Source organism: Sulfurihydrogenibium azorense Az-Fu1, assembly GCF_000021545.1.
In the GTDB taxonomy this organism is placed as follows: domain Bacteria; phylum Aquificota; class Aquificia; order Aquificales; family Hydrogenothermaceae; genus Sulfurihydrogenibium; species Sulfurihydrogenibium azorense.
The window spans coordinates 1,359,057-1,382,487 of record NC_012438.1 but is presented as its reverse complement, the minus strand read 5'-3'; the positions used below and the strand labels follow the sequence as shown (position 1 = coordinate 1,382,487).

Annotated in this window: 27 protein-coding genes; 24 read left to right on the top strand and 3 right to left on the bottom strand. The window is 33.3% G+C overall.

Annotation, left to right across the window (positions count from 1 at the left end; all coding sequences use genetic code 11):
* The first annotated feature begins 11 nt into the window (after positions 1–11).
* The 10 genes from glyA to SULAZ_RS07190 all read left to right on the top strand — a co-directional run bounded on the left by glyA (position 12) and on the right by SULAZ_RS07190 (position 6,526).
* Positions 12–1,283, top strand: a complete 1,272-nt coding sequence (gene glyA / locus SULAZ_RS07230; protein WP_012674099.1) for a serine hydroxymethyltransferase — start codon at positions 12–14, stop codon at positions 1,281–1,283.
* Positions 1,280–2,122, top strand: a complete 843-nt coding sequence (gene lipA, locus SULAZ_RS07225; protein WP_012675042.1) for a lipoyl synthase — start codon at positions 1,280–1,282, stop codon at positions 2,120–2,122. The genes glyA and lipA overlap by 4 nt, the downstream gene beginning before the upstream one ends.
* A gap of 87 nt (positions 2,123–2,209) precedes the next feature.
* Entirely contained in the window at positions 2,210–2,662 is a 453-nt protein-coding gene (locus tag SULAZ_RS07220) for a DUF3592 domain-containing protein (protein WP_266105188.1), read from the top strand.
* A gap of 12 nt (positions 2,663–2,674) precedes the next feature.
* A complete protein-coding gene (gene purT / locus SULAZ_RS07215) occupies positions 2,675–3,856 on the top strand; it encodes a formate-dependent phosphoribosylglycinamide formyltransferase (protein WP_012673625.1) in 1,182 nt (393 codons plus the stop codon).
* A gap of 64 nt (positions 3,857–3,920) precedes the next feature.
* Positions 3,921–4,508 carry a c-type cytochrome gene (locus SULAZ_RS07210; RefSeq protein WP_012674356.1) on the top strand — a complete coding sequence of 196 codons (588 nt, stop codon included), beginning with the start codon at positions 3,921–3,923 and terminating at the stop codon, positions 4,506–4,508.
* A gap of 19 nt (positions 4,509–4,527) precedes the next feature.
* Positions 4,528–4,650, top strand: a complete 123-nt coding sequence (locus SULAZ_RS09205) for a hypothetical protein (protein ID WP_012673479.1) — start codon at positions 4,528–4,530, stop codon at positions 4,648–4,650.
* Between the two features lie 118 nt (positions 4,651–4,768).
* On the top strand, positions 4,769–5,017 hold the full coding sequence (locus SULAZ_RS07205; RefSeq protein WP_012675088.1) for a hypothetical protein: 249 nt from the start codon (positions 4,769–4,771) through the stop codon (positions 5,015–5,017).
* Positions 5,010–5,813, top strand: coding sequence for a 4-hydroxy-tetrahydrodipicolinate reductase (gene dapB / locus SULAZ_RS07200; RefSeq protein ID WP_012674160.1), 804 nt, complete (start codon positions 5,010–5,012; stop codon positions 5,811–5,813). The genes SULAZ_RS07205 and dapB overlap by 8 nt, the downstream gene beginning before the upstream one ends.
* Positions 5,806–6,027, top strand: coding sequence for an AtpZ/AtpI family protein (locus SULAZ_RS07195; RefSeq protein ID WP_012674831.1), 222 nt, complete (start codon positions 5,806–5,808; stop codon positions 6,025–6,027). The genes dapB and SULAZ_RS07195 overlap by 8 nt, the downstream gene beginning before the upstream one ends.
* 64 nt (positions 6,028–6,091) lie before the next feature.
* Entirely contained in the window at positions 6,092–6,526 is a 435-nt protein-coding gene (locus SULAZ_RS07190; protein ID WP_012673897.1) for a DUF2267 domain-containing protein, read from the top strand.
* A gap of 15 nt (positions 6,527–6,541) precedes the next feature.
* Here the strand turns inward: SULAZ_RS07190 and SULAZ_RS07185 are convergent, their stop codons facing one another.
* On the bottom strand, positions 6,542–6,760 hold the full coding sequence (locus SULAZ_RS07185) for a hypothetical protein (protein WP_012673494.1): 219 nt from the start codon (positions 6,758–6,760) through the stop codon (positions 6,542–6,544).
* Positions 6,761–6,867: 107 nt separating this feature from the next.
* Between SULAZ_RS07185 and SULAZ_RS07180 the strand changes: the two genes are divergently transcribed.
* The 12 genes from SULAZ_RS07180 (at position 6,868) to cydB (ending at position 17,785) form a co-directional block, all read left to right on the top strand.
* The gene (locus SULAZ_RS07180) at positions 6,868–7,950 is read left to right on the top strand and encodes an Mrp/NBP35 family ATP-binding protein (RefSeq protein WP_012674422.1); all 1,083 of its coding nucleotides are present in this window, start codon (positions 6,868–6,870) and stop codon (positions 7,948–7,950) included.
* A gap of 12 nt (positions 7,951–7,962) precedes the next feature.
* A complete protein-coding gene (locus tag SULAZ_RS07175) occupies positions 7,963–9,171 on the top strand; it encodes a cysteine desulfurase family protein (protein WP_012675055.1) in 1,209 nt (402 codons plus the stop codon).
* 73 nt (positions 9,172–9,244) lie between these two features.
* The gene (locus SULAZ_RS07170; protein ID WP_012673433.1) at positions 9,245–9,709 is read left to right on the top strand and encodes an iron-sulfur cluster assembly scaffold protein; all 465 of its coding nucleotides are present in this window, start codon (positions 9,245–9,247) and stop codon (positions 9,707–9,709) included.
* Positions 9,709–10,758 (top strand): tRNA methyltransferase, encoded by a 1,050-nt coding sequence (locus SULAZ_RS07165; protein WP_012674609.1) that lies wholly within the window; start codon positions 9,709–9,711, stop codon positions 10,756–10,758. The genes SULAZ_RS07170 and SULAZ_RS07165 overlap by 1 nt, the downstream gene beginning before the upstream one ends.
* The gene (locus SULAZ_RS07160) at positions 10,737–10,970 is read left to right on the top strand and encodes a sulfurtransferase TusA family protein (protein ID WP_012673833.1); all 234 of its coding nucleotides are present in this window, start codon (positions 10,737–10,739) and stop codon (positions 10,968–10,970) included. Before SULAZ_RS07165 ends, SULAZ_RS07160 begins: the two co-directional genes overlap by 22 nt.
* A gap of 2 nt (positions 10,971–10,972) precedes the next feature.
* Entirely contained in the window at positions 10,973–11,194 is a 222-nt protein-coding gene (locus tag SULAZ_RS07155; RefSeq protein WP_012674804.1) for a hypothetical protein, read from the top strand.
* Positions 11,195–11,203: 9 nt separating this feature from the next.
* Positions 11,204–11,458 carry a NifU family protein gene (locus SULAZ_RS07150; RefSeq protein ID WP_012674257.1) on the top strand — a complete coding sequence of 85 codons (255 nt, stop codon included), beginning with the start codon at positions 11,204–11,206 and terminating at the stop codon, positions 11,456–11,458.
* Positions 11,455–12,297: a shikimate dehydrogenase gene (aroE, locus tag SULAZ_RS07145; RefSeq protein WP_012673490.1), complete on the top strand. Its 843-nt coding sequence runs from the start codon at positions 11,455–11,457 to the stop codon at positions 12,295–12,297. Before SULAZ_RS07150 ends, aroE begins: the two co-directional genes overlap by 4 nt.
* A 306-nt stretch (positions 12,298–12,603) precedes the next feature.
* Complete coding sequence (locus SULAZ_RS07140; RefSeq protein WP_012674434.1) at positions 12,604–13,797, top strand: DEAD/DEAH box helicase; 1,194 nt, start codon at positions 12,604–12,606, stop codon at positions 13,795–13,797.
* A 91-nt stretch (positions 13,798–13,888) separates the two neighbouring features.
* Positions 13,889–15,067, top strand: a complete 1,179-nt coding sequence (gene dapC, locus SULAZ_RS07135; RefSeq protein ID WP_012674402.1) for a succinyldiaminopimelate transaminase — start codon at positions 13,889–13,891, stop codon at positions 15,065–15,067.
* 118 nt (positions 15,068–15,185) lie between these two features.
* Entirely contained in the window at positions 15,186–16,736 is a 1,551-nt protein-coding gene (locus tag SULAZ_RS07130) for a cytochrome ubiquinol oxidase subunit I (RefSeq protein WP_012674109.1), read from the top strand.
* Positions 16,737–16,750: 14 nt separating this feature from the next.
* Entirely contained in the window at positions 16,751–17,785 is a 1,035-nt protein-coding gene (gene cydB, locus SULAZ_RS07125) for a cytochrome d ubiquinol oxidase subunit II (protein WP_012674499.1), read from the top strand.
* Between the two features lie 37 nt (positions 17,786–17,822).
* Here the strand turns inward: cydB and SULAZ_RS07120 are convergent, their stop codons facing one another.
* Positions 17,823–19,079 (bottom strand): Glu/Leu/Phe/Val family dehydrogenase, encoded by a 1,257-nt coding sequence (locus SULAZ_RS07120; RefSeq protein ID WP_012673557.1) that lies wholly within the window; start codon positions 19,077–19,079, stop codon positions 17,823–17,825.
* Positions 19,080–19,489: 410 nt separating this feature from the next.
* A complete protein-coding gene (locus tag SULAZ_RS07115; protein WP_012673450.1) occupies positions 19,490–20,473 on the bottom strand; it encodes an IS481 family transposase in 984 nt (327 codons plus the stop codon).
* 203 nt (positions 20,474–20,676) lie between these two features.
* Here SULAZ_RS07115 and SULAZ_RS07110 point away from each other — a divergent pair, with 203 nt between their 5' ends.
* Together SULAZ_RS07110 and SULAZ_RS07105 are read left to right on the top strand one after the other, a co-directional pair.
* Positions 20,677–21,084 carry a hypothetical protein gene (locus SULAZ_RS07110; protein WP_012674343.1) on the top strand — a complete coding sequence of 136 codons (408 nt, stop codon included), beginning with the start codon at positions 20,677–20,679 and terminating at the stop codon, positions 21,082–21,084.
* A gap of 22 nt (positions 21,085–21,106) precedes the next feature.
* Complete coding sequence (locus tag SULAZ_RS07105; RefSeq protein ID WP_012675082.1) at positions 21,107–23,329, top strand: nitric-oxide reductase large subunit; 2,223 nt, start codon at positions 21,107–21,109, stop codon at positions 23,327–23,329.
* Positions 23,330–23,431 lie beyond the last annotated feature (102 nt).

The following is a 23,431-nucleotide window of genomic DNA, read 5'->3' as shown; positions in this document are numbered from 1 at the left end:
AGGTAAAAAAATTGTTAGAAAATCTTAAAAGCACTGATCCAGAAGTTTATCAGGCAGTTTCTTTAGAGTTTAAAAGACAACAAGAACACTTAGAGATGATAGCATCAGAAAACTACACTTCACAAGCTGTGATGGAAGCTCAAGGCAGCGTCCTTACTAACAAGTATGCAGAAGGACTTCCCCATAAAAGGTATTACGGTGGATGTGAATACGTTGATATAGTAGAAGACTTAGCAATAGAGAGACTAAAAAAACTCTACGGTGCAGAGCACGCAAATGTTCAACCTCACTCAGGGTCTCAAGCTAATCAAGCTGTCTTTTTTTCTCAGCTCCAACCGGGTGATACGATACTTGGAATGAGACTTGACCATGGTGGACACTTAACCCACGGTGCAAAAGTAAACGTATCAGGTGTTGTCTTTAACTCCGTCCAGTACGGGTTAAACCCAAAAACAGAACTTATAGATTACGATGAAGTTTACCGACTTGCAAAAGAGTACAAACCCAAACTAATAATTGCAGGAGCTTCAGCTTACTCTCGAGTTATAGATTTTGCCAAATTTAGAGAAATAGCTGACGAAGTAGGTGCTTTACTTATGGTAGATATGGCTCACTACTCAGGTTTAATAGCAGGTGGAGTTTACCCTAACCCTGTTCCTTACGCTCAGTTTGTAACCTCTACAACTCACAAAACTCTAAGAGGTCCAAGGGGAGGTTTCATACTTTGTAAACAGGAGTATGCTAAAGACATAGACAAGTGGGTTTTCCCTAGACTTCAAGGTGGACCTTTGATGCACGTAATAGCAGCTAAAGCAGTAGCATTTAAAGAAGCTCTTTCTGATGAGTTTAAAAAGTATGCTCAGCAGGTTGTGAAAAATGCTCAAGTTTTAGCCGAAGAACTTATGGCACAAGGTTTAAGAATAGTATCTGGTGGAACAGACTCCCATTTAATGCTTGTAGATTTAAGACCTCTTAACGTTAAAGGAAATCAAGCAGAGGAAGCTCTTGGAAAAGCAAACATTACAGTAAACAAAAATGCTATACCTTTTGACCCAGAAAAACCAACTATAACATCCGGAATAAGACTAGGGACAGCAGCTCTTACTACAAGGGGAATGAAAGAAAATGATATGAGAAGAATTGCAAAAAATATAGTCAAAGTATTGAAAAACCTTGACAATGAAAAGATTATACAAGAAGTAAAAGAAGATGTGCTATCCTTATGCTCATCATACCCTCTCTACCCTAACTGGTGGAAAGACTACGGTTATGGCGAGAAATGAAACCAAAAGTAAAATCTCCACTTCTTCCAGAAGTTTTTAAAATAAAAAAGCTTCTTCGCAGCCTTAACTTACACACAGTCTGTGAGGAAGCTTCCTGTCCCAACATAGGAGACTGTTTTTCCAGAAAAACCGCAACATTTATGATAATGGGTGATGTATGTACACGAAACTGCCCCTACTGTAATGTAAACCACGGAAAACCTCTTCCTTTAAACCCAGATGAACCTGAAAACATAGCAAAAGCTGTTAAAATACTAAGTCTAAAACATGTAGTTATAACATCGGTAGACAGAGATGACCTTCCTGACGGTGGAGCTTCCCACTTTGCTAAAGTCATAGAAAAAGTAAGACAGTTAAACCCAGATACTACCATAGAGGTTTTAATACCAGATTTTAAAGGAAATGTTGAATCATTAAAAATAGTAGTAGATTCTAAACCTGATGTTATTAACCACAATGTTGAGACTGTAAAACAGCTTTACAAAAAAGTAAGACCTCAAGGAAATTATGAAAGGTCTTTAAAGTTGATAAAGACTGTAAAAGAGTTAGACAGCAATATAATAACAAAGTCAGGATTTATGCTTGGTTTAGGTGAAACAAAACAGCAAGTTATAAATTTACTAATAGACTTAAAACAACATAACTGTGATGTGGTAACAATCGGACAGTATTTACAACCATCTAAAAACCATCTTCCAGTAGAAAAGTACTATACAGAAGAAGAGTTTAAAGAGTTTGAAGATATAGGCTATAAAATAGGTTTTAAACAAGTATTTTCAGGCATCCTTGTAAGAAGCTCCTTTCATGCTGGAGAAGTTTATGAGAAAGTTAAGTTATAATATTGGAGAAAAAAATCAAGAATTTGAGATTTATTAACTATGAACCCAGTAATGCTTTATACATTTTATATAGTTTTGGCCTCTATTTTGGCATTTTTTGTAATATACAAAAATTTTAGGTATGTCTTTTGGAAGAAGACCCAAGGAGAGATTTTAGAAAAAAAAGTAGAAAGAGTTCACCAGATAATAAAGTATGAAACCTATAGACCTATTGTAAAGTACAAGTATACCGTAAATGGTAAAGAATTCCAGTCTGATAAAATCTTTCTATCCCCCTTCGAAACAGATAAAAATACAGCTGAGAAGATAATCAATGAGTTTAAATCGGAAAAAGTAGATGTTTTCTACAATCCTTTTAATCCCTCTGAAAGTGTTTTAAAAAGGTCTATAAATGCTGGTTTAGTAGTGATGTTAATAGCTTTAATTGGAATTATGCTTCCATTTTTATACCAAACTTTTATAGAAATTCATGGTTATGGGTTAGATACCAAGACGATAGCAGAAATAGTTAAAAATATTTTACATAAACTTCATGATTAACGGAGGAAAAGTATGATTATTGGAACGCCTCTTTCTCACAACGCAACAAAAATCCTTTTACTTGGAAGTGGAGAGTTAGGAAAGGAGTTTGTCATAGAAGCTATGAGGATGGGAATAGAGGTAATAGCTGTAGATAGCTATCAAAACGCTCCAGCTCAGCAAGTAGCTCATAGATACTATGTAATAGATATGAAAAATGGAAAACAGATAAAAGATATTGTTTACAGAGAAAAACCTGACTTTATAGTCCCTGAAATTGAAGCAATAGATACAGACGATCTAATAGATTTAGAAAAAGAAGGTTTCACGGTTGTCCCTTGTGCTCAAGCTGTTAAATACACTATGAACAGAATAGGAATAAGAAGGCTTGCAGCTGAAAAAGTAGGATTAAAAACTTCAAAATATGCCTTTGCTTCTGATATAGAGACTTACAGAAAAAAAGTTATGGAAATAGGACTTCCATGTGTAGTTAAACCTGTAATGAGTTCCTCAGGAAAAGGACAGTCCGTAGTCAGAAGTTTAGAAGACATAGACAGAGCTTGGTATTATGCCCAAGAAAACGCAAGAGGCAAGGGAAGTGAAGTAATAATAGAAGAGTTTATAAACTTTGACTACGAAATAACACTGCTTACAGTTAGAACAAAAAACCAAGGAACACTTTTTTGTGAACCAATAGGTCATATACAGGTAGAAGGAGATTACTGGGAAAGCTGGCAACCTCATATAATGTCTGAAACTGCACTAAATAAAGCTAAAGAAATTGCAAAAAAAATCACAGACGAGCTTGGAGGATACGGCATATTTGGATGTGAGATGTTTGTAAAAGGAGATGAGGTTTGGTTTAACGAAATATCTCCAAGACCCCACGATACTGGAATGGTAACGTTAATATCCCAAAATATGTCAGAGTTTGAGATACATTTAAGAGCTATACTAGGCTTACCTATAGAAATAAAATTACTTTCACCTTCAGCTTCTTACTGCTTTCATGCAAAAGAGTATGGAGTAGCTCCTATTTATAAAGGAGTAGAACAAGCCCTTTCTCTTGGAGATGTAAAAGTAAGAATATTTGGAAAACCTACTACAAGACCTAAAAGAAGAATGGGCATTACTTTAGCAACTGGAGAAACAGTAGAAGAAGCAAGAAAAAAAGCGAAAAAAGCTGCAGAGTTTATAAAAGTTGAAGTTGATTAATTTTTAAAAAAGGTTTATTATTATATTATTGAAGTTTTTTTAAGATTTTAGGAGGGAAACAAAATTGAAAAGAATAAAACTAATGTCTTTAGCAGTTATATCTACAGCTTTGATAATCGGCTGCTCTAAAAAAGAAGAAACTTCTACAGAATCTCAACAGTCAGCTCCGGTTCAACAAACCCAAACAACACAACAACCGGCTCAGCAACAACAATCTCAGGAACAGCAAAAACCACAAGAGCAAAAATCCGAAGAACAGCAACATCCATCTAAAGAAGAACAAAAATCTTTAGAATCTAAGAAAGAAGAGAAATCTTCAGAACCAAAGAAAGAACAAAAATCTTCAGAATCTAAGAAAGAAGAAAAAAAGACTGAAACAACAGTAGCAAAAGTAGATGGGGAGTCTATTTTTAAATCAAAAGGTTGTACAGCTTGCCACCAAGCAGCTGCTGACACCGTAGGACCAGCTTTAAAGAAAATTGCATCTGCATACAATGGAAAAAAAGAAGATTTAATTAAATTTTTCAGTGGTGAAGGAAAAGCTATAGTTGATCCTGCTAAGGAAGCAGTAATGAAACCACAAATAGAGATAACAAAAAAATTATCTAAAGAAGAGAAAGAAGCTTTAGCAGAATTTATTTTAAAACATTAATTTAAGGAGGTGTGTTATCATGGAAATGACTTTTGGTGGAATTCCAAATGCTGAAGTAATTTTATTGGTTTTAATGTTAACTCAACTTGTGTTCTTATGGGGTTCAATAATGTACAAAATGGGAACAAAAGAGGAAAAGTAATTACGATTAATTAATTTAATAAGTAAGTGGTTGGTAAATAAAATTAAGTTAGAACTCTACATAAGGTTTATTTTGCTTATGTAGGGTTATTTTTTAATTTTTTGTTAAAGGAGATTTTATGGAAAAGAAAGCTTATGCGTTTGTCTTTGCAGGATTTTTTATTACTGAAAAAGACCCACAAGAAATTTTTAGAGAAGATGTAACAGCTCAAGACATGGAAGAAATAGAAAGATTAGTAAAAGAAAAGCTATTTAAACCTGGTGTAGATGTAGCTTTAGCCCCTTCTATAGTCCCTCCACACCAAGCTAACGATTTACTACAAGAGTTTAGTAGGATAATCTTTGGAAGAGGAGAGGAGAATGCTTAGACTTGGAATATCCGGTGTAATGGGTAGAATGGGAAGAACTATTGCAAATCTTGCATCTAATGACCCTGATATATCAATCACAGCAGGTATAGAAAGTCCCGATTGTGCTCATTTACATAACACTATTGGAGAGTTAATAAATAAAAAAGACCTGACAGCTCCAATTACTTCAGATTTATCTCAAGTGATAGACCAGATAGATGTACTTATAGACTTTGCAGCTAATCAGGAAGCAGTTTTAGGACATTTAAGAATTCTTGCAGCAGATAAAAAAGCTGCAGTGATAGGAACAACAGGATTTTTAGATTATCAACTTCAAGAAATAAAAGAAATTTCAAAAGAAATTCCTATTGTTTTAGCTCCGAATATGAGTATAGGTGTAAATCTTTTGTTTAAACTTGTAGAAAAAGCTGCAAGAGTTTTGAAGGATAAAGGTTTTGATATAGAAGTGGTTGAGATGCACCATAGGTATAAAAAAGATGCACCATCTGGAACAGCTATGAAAATAGTGGATATTTTAAAAAGAGAAACGGGTATAGAAAAGATTGTATACGGTAGAGAAGGAATAACAGGAGAGAGAAGTAGTAAAGAGATAGGTGTTTTTGCATTAAGAGGTGGAGACGTAGTAGGAGATCATACAGTTATTTTTGCATCTATGGGAGAAAGAATAGAACTAACTCATAAAGCAAGCTCAAGGGACATATTTGCAAAAGGTGCAATAGAAGCTGCAAAGTGGGTAAAAGATAAACCTGCTGGACTTTACGATATGATTGATGTTCTTGGCTTAAATGAGTAAAGAAGTAAACAGAACTTTCTCTTTTCTATCCATAGGATTACATCTTGTTTCTGGAGTAATAGTTGGAGTAACAATAGGCTATTTACTAGATAAATACTTTGGAACATCACCTTACTTGACTATAATCTTTTTCTTTTTAGGATTAGCAGCCGGATTTAGAAATATGTACATAGACGCCAAGAAGTACATCCAATCAGAAGAAAAAAATAATTAAACTCTTGCTATCTCAAGAATAAATCCTATATTTAAAATTAGACAAAAAAGGTAGGAGGGTAGTCATGAACTTTGAAAAGTATGTAGAAAAAGGAAATCTCTTCTTGAAAGAACTTGCTCAAGAGTTAGGTAATCCTGATGACAAAGAAAAAGCAGGGAGAGTTTTAAGAACAGTATTACATGTTTTAAGAAGAAGATTGACATTAGAAGAATCTTTTGATCTAATTTCTCAACTTCCGATGTGCATTAAAGCAGTTTATATTGATGGATGGAAACCTTCTCCTATGCCAGACAAAACCATCAAAACAGTTGAAGATTTTATACATGAAGTTTTAGAGGAAGATAGGAGAGCTGCAGGTAAAGATTTTGGAAATGAAGAACATGCGAAACAAGTTATAAAAGCTGTATTTAGAGTTATTAAAAGGCATGTCTCCGACGGAGAGATACAAGACGTAAAAGGAGATTTACCAAAGAGCTTAAAAGCTCTCTGGGAAGATTAATTAATAGAAGGAGGATTACTCTCCTCCTTCCTTACTTTCCTGATTTTTCAACTCTTCAACTGGATTTTTCGGAGTATACTTCTTGGCTCTTTCATCTTCCTGCTGATGTTTCTTAACGAACTTAAATACATAGATAAGTATAATTATAGCTATAGTCCATCCTATAAAATGTACTATCCCTTGCATTGCCGAGTAGTTATGTAAAAAGTTTAAAGACCCTGTGTACGGCTCCATATCATCTCCTTTCAAATTTAAGACTTAAAAATCTTTAATAATGACTGCTATCATAGTATAATAATGAAAAATCCTTATTCTATTATAACAAAATTAAGGAGGTTAAGATGGCATTACAAGGAGTAATTGATGCATTAAAAAGAACAACACTACAAGAAATAGGAGTAAGCTTTTCTATAGCTGACTTAATGAAGGATTTAAAGATAGATGGGAATAATGTTTACATCAAAGTTTTTTCTCCAAGTGAAAAATATCATGACTTTCTAAAAGAAAAGATAGAAAAAACGTTAAAGTCAATTGGAGCTGAAAAAGTAGAAGTTGAGTTTTCAAGTGAACCACCTTCCCAAAGACAGACACAGCCACCACCTCCTCCACCACAAGCTAATCCTTTTGAATCTAGAAGAAGAATTCCTAATGTAAAAAAGGTTATAGCTGTAGCTTCTGGTAAAGGTGGTGTAGGTAAATCAACTGTAGCTGTTAACCTTGCATCTGCTTTAAAAAAGTTAGGATATAACGTAGGGTATTTAGATGCTGATATGTATGGTCCAAGTGGTCCAACTATGTTTGGAGCAAAAGATAAAAAAGTTATGGCAAGACAGACACCAGAAGGGGATAAGATTATAGCTCCCGAAGCTCACGGCGTAAAAGTAATGTCAATAGGATTTTTATTACCATCTGAAGATACTCCGGTTATATGGAGAGGTCCTGTTTTATTCAAGGCTCTTACCCAGTTTTTATTTGATGTAGATTGGGGAGAAGAACCTTTAGACTTTTTAGTTATAGACTTACCACCTGGAACAGGAGACGTACAGATTACCCTTGGTCAAACAGCTGAAATAGATGGAGCTGTTATAGTTACAACACCTCAAGATGTTGCTCTTATAGACGTTAAAAAAGGAATACAGATGTTTAACGAAGTACAAATTCCAATCCTTGGAGTAGTTGAAAATATGAGTTACTTTGTATGTCCAGACAGTGGAAAAGTTTATGAAATATTTGGTAAAAGTAAAACAGAAGAAATTGCTAAAACCTATGAAGTAGAACTTTTAGGTAAAATACCTATAGAACCAAAAGTTGCAGAGTTTTCTGACCTTGGAATACCTATAGTATTTGCAAAAGAAGACTCTCAATCTGCAAAAGAGTTTATAAATATAGCAGAAAAAATTATTAGAAAACTCAGTTTAACGTAAGGAGGAGCTATTATGAGAAGAATATATGTAGACCATTTAGCTACAACACCTGTTTGTGATGAAGCCATAGAAGCCATGATGCCATACTTTAAAGAAAAGTTTGGTAATCCTACATCTCTACACGAGATGGGAATAGAGGCTAAAAAAGCAATAAACAAAGCTAGGGAGCAGGTAGCAGAGCTTTTAAATGTAAGTAATCCTGATGATATAGTTTTCACATCTGGAGCAATAGAAGCGAATAACCTTGCCATAAAAGGATTTGCAAAGGCACCAGGAAGAAGAGGAAAACATATAGTAGTATCAGCTATAGAGCATCACTCTATCTTACACTCTTGTAAAACCTTAGAAAAAGAAGGATTTGAAATAACAGAAGTTCAACCAGACGAGTACGGAATAATAGACCCACAAAAGTTAGCCGATGCTGTTAGAGAAGACACAATACTTGTATCAGTGGGATTTGCAAACAGAGAGATTGGTACAATTCAAGATATGCCAGCTTTAGTAGCAGCTGTTAAAGAAAAGAATCCAAGAGTAGTTTTCCACTCTGATATTGCAGCAGCAGTTGGACATATGCCAGTTGACGTAGAAGGCTGGGGACTTGATATGGCTTCATTTACAGGACATTACTTCTATGCACCAAAAGGAGTAGGTGGACTATACGTTAAAAAAGGTATAAGGTTAAAACCTCTTATAGAAGGTGGAATACAAGAAGGTGGTAGAAGAGCTGGAACAGAAAACGTACCTGGCATAGTAGGTATGGGAGCAGCAGCAGAACTTGCTATCAAAGAGATGGACGATAGGGTAAACAGGTTAAGATATCTAAGAGATAAACTAAAGAAAGGTATTGAGGAAAGAATACCTCACATAAAATTTACAGGACATCCAGAAAAAAGACTTCCAAACCATTTATCTTTAATTGTTATGTACATAGAAGGAGAAGCAATGCTTCTTATGTTAAACATCAAAAAAACTTATGCAGCTTCAGGTTCAGCTTGTGTTTCTTATGCACTAAAACAATCCCACGTTTTAGCTGCTATAGGAGTAGAAAAGGAAGCTTCTAACGGGTCAATAGTTTTCTCTCTTGGTAGAGATAATACAGAAGAAGATATAGATTACATCATTGAAGAGTATCCAAAAGTTATTGCAAGATTAAGGGAAATATCTCCATTCAACCCAGAAAACTGGGAAGACTTTACAAAGAAAGCTTCAAAATTCAAGTAAAAGTGATTTTTATCATTGGAAAGATGATAAAAAGGAAATATTATAACTTAAAATAAATCGGAGGTAAAGTAAGATGTTTGAATATACAGAAAAAGTGATGGATCACTTTATGAATCCAAGAAACTTGGGAGAAATACCAAATCCAGATGGATACGGTCAGTGTGGTAATCCATCTTGTGGTGATGCTATGTTGTTTACTATAAAGGTGGATAAAGACACAGATATAATTACAGACGTTAAGTTTAAAACGTTTGGTTGTGGATCTGCTATAGCTGTTTCTTCAGTTTTAACTGAAATGGTAAAAGGAAAGCCTATAGACTATGCACTAAACTTAACTTACAAAGAGATATTTGAAGAACTTGGTGGATTACCACCACAAAAAATACACTGTACAAACCTTGGACTTGAAACTCTCCATGTTGCTATAAAAGACTATCTCTTAAAACAAGGTAGAGTAGAAGAAGCAAGCAAAATACCAGACTGTATAGAAGAAGACCACGAAGAAGAAGCACCAGTATCTTTAGAACATATAGGATAATGAAAAGAAAAGCAGTAGCATTATACTCTGGTGGGCTTGATAGCACTCTCGCTATCAGGCTCATTCAAAATCAAGGTATAGATATATTAGCAGTTCACTTTTACACAGGTTTTTGTATAACAGAAACAAAAAGAAGAAGGGGAGAAAAGAAAGAAGATGGAACTCACTATATGAACCCTGCTTTAAAGTACGCTGCCAAGTATGGTTTTCCCCTTGAAATAGTAGATATTTCTGACGGATACATGGATGTTATCCTTAATCCTAAATATGGATACGGAGCAAACATAAACCCTTGTATAGACTGTAGAATATACATGTTTAAAAAAGCCAAACAGATAATGGAAGAAATCGGAGCTGATTTTATAATATCCGGAGAAGTTTTAGGACAAAGACCTAAAAGTCAAAAGTCCATACCTATGAAAATAATAGAGAGAGATTCTGGTTTAGAAGGATTGATACTTAGACCATTATCAGCTAAGAGACTGCCTCCAACAATCCCAGAGATAAAAGGTTGGGTAGATAGAGAAAAGTTAGAAGGTATAGTAGGAAGAAGTAGAAAAAGACAGTTGGAGCTTGCAAAAGAGTTAGGTATAGATGAGTTTGAATCTCCAGCGGGGGGTTGTTGCTATCTTACAGATGAAAATTATGCCCATAAATATAGAGAAACTATGGAAGTTGAAGGAAAGATAACCCAAGAAGATTTAATACTGTTTACAGTAGGAAGACACTTTAGATTAGATTCAGGGACTAAAGTAATAGTATCAAGGAATGAAGGAGAAAATAACTTTTTATCTGGATTTTTAAATAGATACCCTTACTTTGAACCAATTGGAAAAGGTCCAGTAGCAATAGCAAAACCCCTACATGATAACACCTTAGATGAAGATGATAAGCAGATAATAGCAAATATAATAGCTCGATACTCAAAAACTGTTGATGGAAAAATAGATGTTAAGTATAATAATGAAGAGATTTTAACTGGAATACCTTTTGACGATGAAACTTTAAACCAGTGGAGGATAAGTTTATGGAAATCAAACCAGACATAGTCCATGATGCAACTGGAACTTACTGTCCAATTCCTATAACAGAACTTGCGAAAGTTATGAAAAAAGCAGAAAAAGGACAGATTGTAGAACTTCTTGCAGACGATGAAGGAGCTATTCAAGATGTACCCGCTTGGTGTCAAACGACAGGTAATGAATACTTAGGCTATAAAGAAGAAGACGGCGTTTATCATTTTTACATTAGAAAGGTGTAAAAATGAAGTTAAACTTAGAAAGTAAAATTTCTGATATATTTAAACATTATCCCTATCTTGAAGAAAAGTTTAAGCCTTATTTAAGTTATTTTTATGAAGAAAAGTTAGATGGTATTTTATTTAGAAAATTAAGTTTGATGGGTGCTTTAAAGCTTTTAAACTTGCCCGAGGAAGATAGAGAAAAAATTATTCAAGAGTTTTATAAAACCGTTAATAAACATTGAGGTGGTATTATGGTTATTGAAGACAAAGAACAAGAAGTTAAAGAAGTTTTAGAAAAAATTAGACCAGCTCTTATGGCAGATGCAGGAAAGATAGATTTAGTAAAAATTGAAAACGACGAAGTGTTTTTAAAACTGTATGGAACTTGCCAAACTTGTCCTGTAGCAGATATGACTATGAAAGACCTTGTTGTTTACACTATAAAAGAGTCTCTACCTTGGGTTAAGGCTGTAAACATAGGTGAAGAGAAATACCAGATTATATGATTTTAGACGGACAGACAAAAGTTTACGGTATATTTGGTTATCCTGTTAAACATTCAAAATCTCCAACTTTTCAAACAGCTGCTTTTTTACATCTTGGAATAAACGCAGTTTATGTTCCCTTTGAAGTAAATCCCAACGATTTAGAAAAAGCTGTAGAATCTTTAAAAGTGTTAAAAATAGCTGGTGTAAATATCACAATTCCTCATAAAGAAAATGTAATTAATTACGTTAACGAACTTTCAGAAGAAGTCAAAATTATAAAAGCTGCAAACACAATAAAAAACATAGATGGCTATCTTATAGCTTACAACACTGATTGGATTGGATTTGTAGAAGGGTTAAAAGAGTTAGAACCCAATTTAGAAGATAAAAGAGTTTTAGTTATAGGTGCAGGTGGTTCATCAAGAGCTGTTGTTTATGGCTTATTGAGAGAAAATGTAGATAAAATTTACCTTGCAAACAGAACTCTCCCAAAGGTATACAACCTTATACAAGAGTATAAAAGCCATTTTAGGATAATTGATAAAATCATAACTCCTATATCTTTGCAAGATATTGAAGGTTTTTTAAACAATGTAGATATAATAGTTAATACAACCTCTGTAGGTTTAAACGATGAAGATTTTCCACTTTTTGATTACTCTTTATTAAAAGACTCCCATATAGTTGTTGATATAATCTATAAAGAAACAAAACTTTTAAAGGTTGCAAAAGAAAAAGGCTGCAAGCATCAAAACGGTTTCCCTATGCTTATCTATCAAGGTGCAAAATCATTTGAAATCTGGACTGGTCAAAAAGCCCCTGTAGAGATAATGAAAAAATCCCTTAATTTAGAGTAAAAAAGGGAACTTATTGGCTCCCAAATAAATGATACAATATAACGGAGGTGTGTCATGAGAGAAATAAAGTTAGTAAATACTTACTAACTTACAAAAATATAATAAATTAAAAGCGAAACAATCAAAATGATTATAATCATAAACTGAAGGTTGCTTTTTTTTATTATTACTGTATAATGTATAGTAAGAAAAGAGGAAAATAATCCTCCATTAGATATAAAGGCTCAGGGGAGCAATCAACAAAGATCTAATGTAAGTCGGAGATTCTTTTCCTCTTTAAAAAACATTTTTTAAGGAGGCATTTTTATGTCAAACAAAACATTCAAAGATTTAGGTATTTCTCAAGAGACTTTAAAGTCTTTGGAAGATCTTGGTTATTCAAAACCAACAGAGATTCAAGAGAAGGCAATTCCAGCAGTTTTAAGCGGTAAAGACTTAGTGGCTCAAGCCCAAACAGGAACAGGTAAAACAGCAGCTTTTGGTATTCCAATAGTTGAAAGTGTTAATACTAAACAGAAAAAAATCCAAGCTTTAGTTTTAGTTCCAACAAGAGAGCTGGCAATTCAAGTTGCAAAAGAGATTAAAGATTTAGGGAAAAACAAAAAAGTTTTTGTTTTATCAGTTTACGGTGGAAAATCTATGAAACATCAAATAGATTTCCTTAAAAAGGGTAATGATGTTGTAATAGTAGGAACACCAGGAAGAGTTAAAGATTTATTAGAAAGAGGATTTTTAAAGTTAGATAATGTAAAGATGTTTGTTTTAGATGAAGCAGATAGAATGCTTGAAATGGGGTTTATAGAGGATATAGAAGATATAATGTCTTACCTTCCAGAAGATAGACAAAATTTACTTTTCTCAGCGACTATGCCAAAAGAAATTTTAGAGTTGGCTCAAGAGTTTTTAAACGAAGATTATCAAACAATAAAAGTTAAACCAGATGAGATAACGGTAGAAAAGATAAAACAGATTATCTACAGAGTAGACCCTAAAAATAAGTTTAACAAACTTATAGAAGTTTTATCTCAAAACCAAGCAGAAAAAACTATAATATTTACTCAAACAAAGTTAGAAGCTGACCAGCTATCAGAAGACTTGTCCAAAGAAGGATTTAGCGTAAGCGCAATTCACGGAGATTTTTCTCAAAAGAAAAGAGAAACAGTCCTGCATAACTTTAGAACTGGAAAGTTAAAAATATTGGTTGCAACTGACGTTGCTGCAAGAGGGCTTGATATTAAAGGTGTTGAGCTAGTTATAAACTACGGTCTTCCAAAAAATGCAGAAAGTTATGTACATAGAATAGGTAGAACTGGAAGAGCCGGAAAAGAAGGAACAGCAATATCTATACCAACACCATCAGAAGATAAGTATTTACAACAAATATTACAGAAAACAAAAGCAAACATAGAAGTTATTAACGAAGCTTCTGAAAAAAAGTTTACAAAAAAAGAAACTAAAAAATCATCTTTCAACTCTAGAAGAATCTCATCAAGAAGATAATAAAACAAATCCCTTCCAAGTGGAAGGGATAAAATTTCCTTTAAAAACCTGCTAAAATATTACTCCTAAATCATCTAAGTGAGGTTTTTGTATGAATAAAACTATTAAAAATCTCAAAAACTATCCTATGGAAGAGCTTAACAGAATAAAAGCATCTTTAAAAGAAAAAGGTGTAAAGATATACGATTTTGGTACAGGAGACCCAAAAGAGCCAACACCAGACTTTATAAGAAAAGCCCTGATAGATGCCGTTCCAGAGGTAAGCCAGTACCCATCTGTACTTGGAAGAAAAGATTTAAGAGAAGCCATATCAAAATGGTTTGAAAAAAGATTTAACGTAAAGTTAAACCCAGATACTCAAATAATCCCTTCTGCAGGTTCAAAAGAAGCAATCTTTCATTTTCCTCTTGTTTTTATTGACCCAGAAGAAGATAAAAAGAGAGTTATATTTGGAACACCTGCTTACCCTGTTTACGAAAGAGGAACTCTTTACGCAGGAGGTATTCCTACTGCAGTTAAGTTAAAAAAAGAAGATGGATTTTTACTTAGATTAGATAAAGTTGAAAAATCTATTTTAGAGGAGACTAAGATAGTATGGATAAACTATCCACACAACCCTACTGGAGCTACAGCTCCTGCAAGTTATTTTAAGGAAACTATAGATATGTGTAGAGAGTATGGTATTATCCTTTGCTCTGATGAGTGTTATACTGAACTTTACTTTGAAGAAAAACCCCACTCTGCTTTAGAGTTTGGAATTGATAATGTGGTAGTTTTCCATTCTCTATCTAAAAGAAGTGGTATGACAGGTTATAGGTCAGGATTTGTTGCAGGTGATGAAAAAATAATCTCATTTTATAGAAAGGAAAGAGCTAATTTTGGAGTTGCAAGTCCTGATTTTATACAGCAAGCTGCAAAAGCTGCATGGGAAGATGAGAACCATGTTTTAGAAAGAAATAAAATTTTTAAACAAAAGAGAGATTTATTTATAGAGTTTTTAAATAAAGTTGGTCTTGAATACCTATATCCAAAAGCAACCTTTTATATCTGGATAAAAGCACCTTCTTGGATAGATGCAAAAGATTACGTTAAAGCATTACTGGAAAACGGTATAGTTGTATCGATAGGAGAAAACTTCTGTAGTAGTCTCGAAGTATCAGAAGAAAGTTGTGAAAGCCAATACTTTAGAGTAGCCCTTGTACCTACCTTAGAAGAGTGTAAGGAAGCTCTTACCCTTTGGGAGAGAGTTCATAACAGTTTACAGAGATGATTTGTAATTTTAACAGTTAAAACCATCTGAAATTAAAATCAATGATTTATCTCATATTAAATTTCCCTGTTTCGTACTATGTTAGTTAGTATTAACTAACATATCAGGAGGTTATGTGATGGACTTACTAACATTATCTCGGTTTCAATTTGGGATGACAGCATTTTACCACTTTTTATTTGTTCCTTTAACTCTTGGCCTTGCTCTCATTATTGCAATTTTAAAAACTATTTACCTTAAAACGAAGGACAAAAGGTATGATAACCTTGCTATGTTCCTAATGAAGCTTTTTGCTATTAACTTCGCTGTCGGTGTTGCAACAGGTCTTACAATGGAGTTTGAGTTTGGAACAAACTGGTTTAAATACTCTATACTAGTAGGAGATATATTTGGAGCTCCTTTGGCAATTGAAGGTTTAATGGCTTTCTTCCTTGAATCTACTTTTATAGGTCTTTTCTTATTTGGTAGAGATAGGGTGTCAGATGTAGTTCATACTTTTTCTGCATGGATGGTAGCTCTTGGAAGTACTTTATCAGCTCTATGGATACTGATAGCAAATTCATGGATGCAAACACCTGCAGGGTATAAAATAGTAGAATCACCTCACGGAGTAAAAGCAGTTTTAACTGCTTTCTTTGAAGCTGCTTTAAACCATTCTAGCATAATCAGATTTTTACATTGTGTAGATGCAGGATATATAGTTGGTGGTTTTTTTGTCATGGGTGTTATGGCATATTATCTACTTAAAGGAAAGCACGTTGAAATAGCTAAAGTTGGATTAAAATTTGCTCTTATATTTACAGCGGTTGTTTCAATATTTCAGATTATATTTGGAGATATTCACGGTTATCAAGTTTCTAATACACAACCTTTAAAAATGGCTATGATGGAAGGTAAGTGGGAAACAGAAAAAGGTGCTTCTCTTGACTTGTTAGGTGTGGTAGACCAAGAAAAGCAAGAAACAAGAGTTATTCTTAAAATACCTTATCTTTTAAGTATTTTATCTTACCATGACCCTAACGCAGAGTTTAAAGGTATAAAAGACCTTGTTAAAGAGTATCAGCAAAAAGCTCAAGAAGCATCTGCTAGAATACCTGTTTTAGAGCAAAAGTTAAAAGAGCTTGAAGCTACTAATGCTTCACAGGAAGAAATCCAAAAGGTAAAAGATGATCTTGCAATGGCTAAATCTCAAGCTAAAGCTTACAACATAACTTTTAACGACCTACCTTCTGTAGCTACAGTATTTACAACCTTTCACTTAATGGTATACCTTGGATTTTTCTTTGCATTTGTTGTTATATGGGGTCTTATACTCCTCAAGAAAGGAACACTCTATACAAACAAAGCATTTTTATGGACTGTTTTATTATCAATTCCATTGCCATTTATAGCAAGTAACTTAGGTTGGATATCTGCAGAAATTGGAAGACAGCCATGGCTTGTTCAAGGAGTCTTACTTACAAAAGATGGTGTATCTTTCCATCCTACAGTAAATGTTTTATTTTCAGTTATTTTCTTTATGGTTATTTACACTTTGATTTATATAGTGTTCTTCTATGCAATGGTTAAGGCAATAAAAAAGGGACCAGATACTTCTAAAAGTGAACCTATTCCACCTTATGAAAATCCAGCTACTGTAACAGCTTTCTCAAAAGTAAATAATATTTAAGGAGGTGTAAAGCTATGCCTATGGAAATGCTAACAACCTTAGAAGGTATATGGTTTTTACTTGCGGGGGTCTTTTTAGTTGGTTATGCCTTAACAGATGGTTTTGACCTTGGTACCGGAATATTAACTATCTTCACGAAGAAAGATGAAAATAGAAGAATACTTTACAATGCTATAGCCCCTGTTTGGGATGGTAATGAAGTATGGCTTATAGCTGGTGGTGGAATGCTCTTTGCAGCATTCCCCGTTGTTTATGCAGCCTCTTTTAGTGGCTTCTATTTAGCTATTTTACTTGTTTTATGGGCTTTAATTGGAAGAGCAGTGGCATTTGAATACAGAAATAAAAAAGAAACACCTTTATGGAGAAATACTTGGGACTGGATTTACTGGATTGGTAATTTTGTTCCTGCACTCCTTTTTGGTGTTGCAGTAGGAAATGCTGTAATAGGAGTTCCTATTGACCAAGAAGGTATTTACAGAGGAGATTTCTTTACCCTTTTAAGACCTATTCCACTTTTAATGGGTTTTGTAGCAGCGTTTATGTTCCTTATGCATGGGTCTGCTTACCTACTTAGAAAGACAGAAGGAGAGGTTTTTGAGCTTGCTAAAAAGGCAGCTTACATAGGATTCTTTGGATATGTAATTACTCTTGCAATAACAGATTTTTTAATGGTTATTGTAGCACCATTTCTTTATGATAATTACTTTAAATATCCTTTATTCTGGATAGCTCCTGCATTTATTATTATTGGTCTTATTCTTTACTTTAAAAACCTTGTTTCTAATAATTATGACAAAGTTATTTATGGCTCTACACTTACAACTGTTGGAACAGTTCTAACTATAGCCCTTGCTTCATACCCAGTTCTTATGAGGTCTTCATTAAATCCTGAATACAACTTAACAATATGGAATTCTGCTTCTTCTCATATTACCCTAACAGTTATGCTTGTAGTTACAATCTTAATAATGCCTATTGTTATCTTTTATACAACTTATGTATATAGAGTTTTCAAAGGAAAAGTTTCTTCAGAAGGCGGATATCACTAACATTTATCAAGGAAGGCAACTACTGCCTTCCTTTTAATTATATGACCTTTCTAAGTTTAGCTTTTTTATAAAGATTTTCTAAAGATAAGATTAATGCTGATTCTCTAAAGGGTAGACTTTTACTTTGGCTTATATTTTTAACCTTGTTGTATGCCTGTATTAACTTTTCTTTCATTATTTTATCTATTTCTTCATCTGTTAGATCTACTAAACCTAAACCTTTTAACCATTCGTAATAACTTACAAAAACTCCACCGGAATTAGATAATATATCTGGAATAATTAATTTTCCATTTTTATTTAAAATATCATCTGCTTCTGTAGTTATAGGCTTATTTGCACCTTCTATTATTATTTTTGCTTTAATTTTATCTGCATTATCCTTATTAATAACATCTTCTTTTGCAGCAAGTATAAGCACATCACAATCTATGTATAAAAATTCAGATGGATTTAATTTATCTACACTTTTGTTTAATTCAGCTAGTTCACAAACAGATCCATACTCTTTTTTTATTTCATTTATCTGATTAAAATCTAAGCCTTCTTTTGAATAAATACCACATTTTGAGTCTGATATAGCTACTACTTTATAACCCAACTCTTGAATCTTTTTGAATGTGTATTTTCCAACTTTTCCAAAACCTTGAATAGCTATTTTTACATTATCCTTGTTTAAAAAATCTTTTATAACTTTATCGGTTATATAAGCAACACCATATCCCGTAGAAAACTTCCTATATTCAATGCCTTTTAGTTCAGGAGATTTTCCAGTAACTATAGCATAAACTGGCTTTCCCTTTATTTTTGAATATTCATCAAAGAAAACGTTCATATCATACTCATCTGTGTTCATATCAGGAGCAGGAATATCAGTATACTCGTCAATATATTTACTTAACTTTCTTACATATTCTCTTATGATTAGTTCTTTTTCTTCCAATGTTAGAGATTTTGAACCAATTGAAATTCCGCCTTTTGAACCACCAAAAGGAATATCAAGTAAAGCATTTTTTAAAGTCATGAGCGTAGATAATTCTAAAAGTTCTTGGTAAGTTATATCTTGAGATATTCTTAATCCTCCTTTGTATGGTCCGTTCAAAGAGTTATGAAGTACTCTATAAGCCTTAATACTTTTTATTTGATTTTCTTTTTTTAAGTAGATTGAAAACTCAAAAGATATATCTGGATATTTAAGTATCTCAAGTAAAGAATTTTTTTCCTCAGTAGCAATTGAAAAATAATTAATAATACTTTTTATTTTTTCGAAAGTAGACGTTGTAAAATTCTCCATTTAACCCTCACATATACAAAATAATTTTAAATCTAAATATACTATCATTTTATTATTAAAATTTTTGATAAAAATCAATGATTAAGTTAAAACTTATCAATAAAATATAAATGTAAGTTCCACCACACCTCCTTTTACATTTGTTTTCTCCCATGGGAACCTCCTCCGGTTCCCAATTTTTTTATTCAATAAAAAAATGTCTTGATTTAAATCAATGACTTAAATTATATAACAAAAGTAATATAATTTCAGATATTTTTGTTTTAAATTTAGATATTGTTTTTAATTTTAATTACATTTATATTTAGTTAAAAACCCAACTATTAAATTAAACGGAGGTTAGTGAAATGGGTCTATCAAGAAGATGTATGAGTTCTATACATCGTGAACACCTTCACCTAAAAATTTTATCATACTCCATAAACAATGTCTGCTGGTCTTTTGTATCCTAAAGAATGATGTGGCCTTATAAAATTGTACTTCCTTACATACTTCCTTAACTTCTTATTCATCTCCTCTAATGTGTAATCTAATCCCTCTATCAACCATAACTCCTCTTCTATTGTCCTTATCAATCTTTCTACAACACCATTAGTCTTTGGACTCCTTGGATAGCTAAAGTAATGCTCCACTCCTATATCCGTTAAATACTTGTTAAACTCCCCTAAAAACTCACTCCCGTTATCTGTTTGTACCCTCTTTATCTCAAATTCAAAATACTCATTTAACTCAATATAAAATTCTTTTGTTTTCTTTGAATTTTTACTTTCATATACCCGTGCAAAACAAAATCTGCTATACTTATCTATAGCTGTGAATTGGTAATATGTTGCACCTGCGATGTTCAGGTGTTTTACGTCTATTTGTACTACATCCCCTGGGGCTTGTGCTTGCAAGCCTCTTTTTGTCCTTTTCTTCTTTATACTCTTTTTTCTTTTGTTTTGTATTTTAATTGATTTTGTTCTCTCTATTAATCCTTCTTCTTTTAATACTTTATACACTGTAGATGGTGATACTTTTATGTTTTTTTCTTCTTGTAGATATGCCGATATTTTTTCTTTGCTCCAAGTTGGGTTTTGTTTCCTGACTTTTATTATTTGTTCTCTGTACTGATTTCTTATAGTTGGTTTTCTTGTGTTTTTTGGTGTTTTAGGTCTATCAAGAAGTCCTTCAAGTCCGTCTTTTTTGTATCTTTCAAACCATTTATAGAAGGTAGTTCTTGATATTCCGAAGTATCTGCAGGTTTTGGATATATTTTTTGTATCTTGGTAGTGCTGTATCCATTTTAGTCTTTTTTTGGCTTCTTTTGTTAAAGGAATGTCTTTAATCTTGTTTGATAGTTTTTTAGGAAAGAGTGTTGTCATATACATAGGGGTTCCTATAATACCTTTCATATAACCTACCTCCTGTTTTTGTTGAAATTATTTTAAAGGGGTAGGTGTTCACTGTGTATTGAAACTTATACATGGGTTAAAGAAAGCTGTGATTATTGTCATACTGGCGGGAATACCAATAGTTTTAACAGTTGTTTTGCTAATAGGTCCTTGCATTATTTCAATTATAACTCTCTTACTAAAAAGCTTGATGTGAGGTTTGTATGGATATTGTTGGATTTATCTGGAAAATTTCATATATGGCTCATATGATAACAAATTCAGCCTTTTTTGGTTCTTCTGTTTTGATGCTTCTTGCTTGTGAATACACATGTGAAAGTAAAGTTTTGTCCATATATAAAAAATTCTCATCTATTTTTTTGATTGTTTCTTTTCTATCTGGAATAGGACTTCTATCTATACTCAGTATGGGGGGTATGGATGACCTAACAACAAACAATGTTGGAATAAGCATACTTTTTATGGTTGGCGGTTTTTCCATTCTGGTATTTATTTTTATATTTCTCCTTTTATATAAAGGAGATAGTTTAAAAACTAAAAAAATTCTAATACAGGTTATGGTTTTGATTTATTTTTTAGTTTATTTAAGTAGAGTTTATTTAGTTCATTAAAATTTTAATAGGAGGTTTTGTCATGGCTGAAGAAAGGTCTTACAAGAAGTGGTTTGTGACATTTCTGATAGGCCTGATTGTTGCTGTTTTACTTTTTACAGGCTTTACTGTCTATCAGATTAAAAATGTTCCACCTATTCCCAAGGAGGTGAAAGGAGCTACAGGAACACTTTACACTTATGACGATGTAGTTCAAGGGAAAGCTTACTTTCAAAAGTACGTTCTTATGGATCAAGGCTCTATCCTTGGTAATGGAGGATACATAGGACCTGATTACACTGCGATGATGTTGGACAAAAAAATAAGACATTTAGAAGAAATCTACTCGCAAAAAATGTTATCAAAAAATTTTGATTCTTTAAATCCAGCTGAAAAAGCTTATATCGACGCACTTGTTAAAAAAGATATGAGGGAAGTATCTGTACTAAAGCCAGATACAACCCAGATTACTCCTGAGCATGAACAAGCTTTTTTAAAAGCAAAACAAGAATTAGTTGAATTTCTAACAAAAGGAAACCCAAATTACTCCTTAATCGGAGGGATTATCAAACCAGAAGAGGCGGAAAAGATTGCTGCATTCGTTGACTGGTCTGCCTTGGTCGCTGCATCCCCCAGACCTGGTAGTAATTTAACTTATACAAACAACTGGCCGCCAGAACCAAGGATTGGATTAACTGCTTCTTTCTCATCATTAGCATGGTCATTGGTTGCAGTAATGGCCATATGGACATTAACAATAGTGGTTTTATGGGCATTTTATGATTACTTTATGAAATTTAATGGAGAAAAACCGGAACCTTCGTTGACTATAACATCTTTAACACCTATGCAACAAAAAGTTTTAAAGTTTGTTCCATTAGTTCCACTGTTCTTTTTCTTGCAGGTGGTTATGGGAGGATATTTAGCGCACCTATACGCAGATCCTGCCCATAGCTGGATAATTCCCCAATCATTATTACCATTTAACGCTGCAAGATCTTTCCATTTAAACTTAGCAGTTCTTTGGATTGCTATTGGTTGGTTGGCAGGTGGATTATTTATAGCACCGTTAGTTACAAAAGGAAAAGACTTTAAATTCCCAATAGCTGTAGATATACTTTGGATTGCACTTGTTATCGTCGGACTTGGAGGATTGGCAGGATTATGGTTAGGAGCTTTAGGAAAACTCCCTGATAATCTTTGGTTTTGGTTTGGTAATGAAGGAAGAGAGTACATTGAATTAGGTAGATTATGGGATATTGGAATAGTAGTTGGACTTGTCCTATGGTTTGCGATAGTATTCTTTACAATAAGAAAAGCTGAAAAGATCACTCCACCACTTCAGATGATTATATGGTCTTCTTTTGCAATAGCTGTTTTATATCTTGCTGGTATGGCACCCCTAACAAAAATAATGCCAAACTTTACTGTTGATGATTACTTTAGATGGTGGGTCGTTCATCTTTGGGTTGAAAATACTTTTGAACTTTTTGCAGCGGGAACTATGGCATTTTTAACTGTTGCTTTAGGTCTTGTCAGTGTTAGATTTGCAACAATAATGATGTTCTTTGAAGCATTCTTAATAGTTGCTACAGGTACGATTGGAACAGGACACCACTATTTCTGGATGGGAGAAAATGAGATGTGGATTGCTTGGGGTGGTGTACTTTCATCCCTTGAGCCTTTACCACTTGTTATACTGATGGTTGAAGCATACAAAGAGTATGCTCATGTATCTCATAAAGATTTTCCATTTAGAATGGCGTTTATCTGGCTTGCTGGTTCTGCATTCTTAAACTGGTTAGGAGCAGGATTTTATGGAATGATAGTAAATCTACCTATAGTTAACTATTACGAACACGGAACCTACTTTGGAATAGCTCATGGACACGTTGCACTACTTGGTGCATTTGGATATGTAGCAATAGCATTTCTTTACTTTATTGTCAGAGCAAATGCTTTAGCAAAAGGTCTTCACTGGGATGAAAAGCTTTCAAACCTTGCCTTTGGATTAACAACAGCGGGAATATTCTTATATGCAATTCCTACAATGGTTATTGGAACTAAACAATTTCAATGGGCATACGAAATAGGATATTGGGCTGCGAGAACAAGAGAAGTATTAGAAGGTTTAGGATTTTGGATGTGGATTAGAATAGTACCAGATGCGATGATATTAATAGGAAGTGCTTTAATTTTAGTGGATATTGTTTATAAGCTTTACCTTTCTCCAAAAGAATCTGTATCATATAAGACATCTCCATAATCAAAACTTCGAGGGAAGGTTTTACCTTCCCTCCTTATCATGAAGTTTAAAATTCAATAACTCTTATTGCAAATTTTTGATTTTTTATCAATATTTAATACT

Excerpts from the sequence above, each read along its gene's own strand:
- lipA (WP_012675042.1), top strand. The coding sequence starts at position 1,280 with ATGAAACCAAAAGTAAAATCTCCACTTCTTCCAGAAGTTTTTAAAATA.
- purT (WP_012673625.1), top strand. The coding sequence starts at position 2,675 with ATGATTATTGGAACGCCTCTTTCTCACAACGCAACAAAAATCCTTTTA.
- SULAZ_RS09205 (WP_012673479.1), top strand. The coding sequence starts at position 4,528 with ATGGAAATGACTTTTGGTGGAATTCCAAATGCTGAAGTAATTTTATTG.
- SULAZ_RS07205 (WP_012675088.1), top strand. The coding sequence starts at position 4,769 with ATGGAAAAGAAAGCTTATGCGTTTGTCTTTGCAGGATTTTTTATTACT.
- dapB (WP_012674160.1), top strand. The coding sequence starts at position 5,010 with ATGCTTAGACTTGGAATATCCGGTGTAATGGGTAGAATGGGAAGAACT.
- SULAZ_RS07195 (WP_012674831.1), top strand. The coding sequence starts at position 5,806 with ATGAGTAAAGAAGTAAACAGAACTTTCTCTTTTCTATCCATAGGATTA.
- SULAZ_RS07190 (WP_012673897.1), top strand. The coding sequence starts at position 6,092 with ATGAACTTTGAAAAGTATGTAGAAAAAGGAAATCTCTTCTTGAAAGAA.
- SULAZ_RS07185 (WP_012673494.1), bottom strand. The coding sequence starts at position 6,760 with ATGGAGCCGTACACAGGGTCTTTAAACTTTTTACATAACTACTCGGCA.
- SULAZ_RS07180 (WP_012674422.1), top strand. The coding sequence starts at position 6,868 with ATGGCATTACAAGGAGTAATTGATGCATTAAAAAGAACAACACTACAA.
- SULAZ_RS07175 (WP_012675055.1), top strand. The coding sequence starts at position 7,963 with ATGAGAAGAATATATGTAGACCATTTAGCTACAACACCTGTTTGTGAT.
- SULAZ_RS07170 (WP_012673433.1), top strand. The coding sequence starts at position 9,245 with ATGTTTGAATATACAGAAAAAGTGATGGATCACTTTATGAATCCAAGA.
- SULAZ_RS07165 (WP_012674609.1), top strand. The coding sequence starts at position 9,709 with ATGAAAAGAAAAGCAGTAGCATTATACTCTGGTGGGCTTGATAGCACT.
- SULAZ_RS07160 (WP_012673833.1), top strand. The coding sequence starts at position 10,737 with ATGGAAATCAAACCAGACATAGTCCATGATGCAACTGGAACTTACTGT.
- SULAZ_RS07155 (WP_012674804.1), top strand. The coding sequence starts at position 10,973 with ATGAAGTTAAACTTAGAAAGTAAAATTTCTGATATATTTAAACATTAT.
- SULAZ_RS07150 (WP_012674257.1), top strand. The coding sequence starts at position 11,204 with ATGGTTATTGAAGACAAAGAACAAGAAGTTAAAGAAGTTTTAGAAAAA.
- aroE (WP_012673490.1), top strand. The coding sequence starts at position 11,455 with ATGATTTTAGACGGACAGACAAAAGTTTACGGTATATTTGGTTATCCT.
- SULAZ_RS07140 (WP_012674434.1), top strand. The coding sequence starts at position 12,604 with ATGTCAAACAAAACATTCAAAGATTTAGGTATTTCTCAAGAGACTTTA.
- dapC (WP_012674402.1), top strand. The coding sequence starts at position 13,889 with ATGAATAAAACTATTAAAAATCTCAAAAACTATCCTATGGAAGAGCTT.
- SULAZ_RS07130 (WP_012674109.1), top strand. The coding sequence starts at position 15,186 with ATGGACTTACTAACATTATCTCGGTTTCAATTTGGGATGACAGCATTT.
- cydB (WP_012674499.1), top strand. The coding sequence starts at position 16,751 with ATGCCTATGGAAATGCTAACAACCTTAGAAGGTATATGGTTTTTACTT.
- SULAZ_RS07120 (WP_012673557.1), bottom strand. The coding sequence starts at position 19,079 with ATGGAGAATTTTACAACGTCTACTTTCGAAAAAATAAAAAGTATTATT.
- SULAZ_RS07115 (WP_012673450.1), bottom strand. The coding sequence starts at position 20,473 with ATGAAAGGTATTATAGGAACCCCTATGTATATGACAACACTCTTTCCT.
- SULAZ_RS07110 (WP_012674343.1), top strand. The coding sequence starts at position 20,677 with ATGGATATTGTTGGATTTATCTGGAAAATTTCATATATGGCTCATATG.
- SULAZ_RS07105 (WP_012675082.1), top strand. The coding sequence starts at position 21,107 with ATGGCTGAAGAAAGGTCTTACAAGAAGTGGTTTGTGACATTTCTGATA.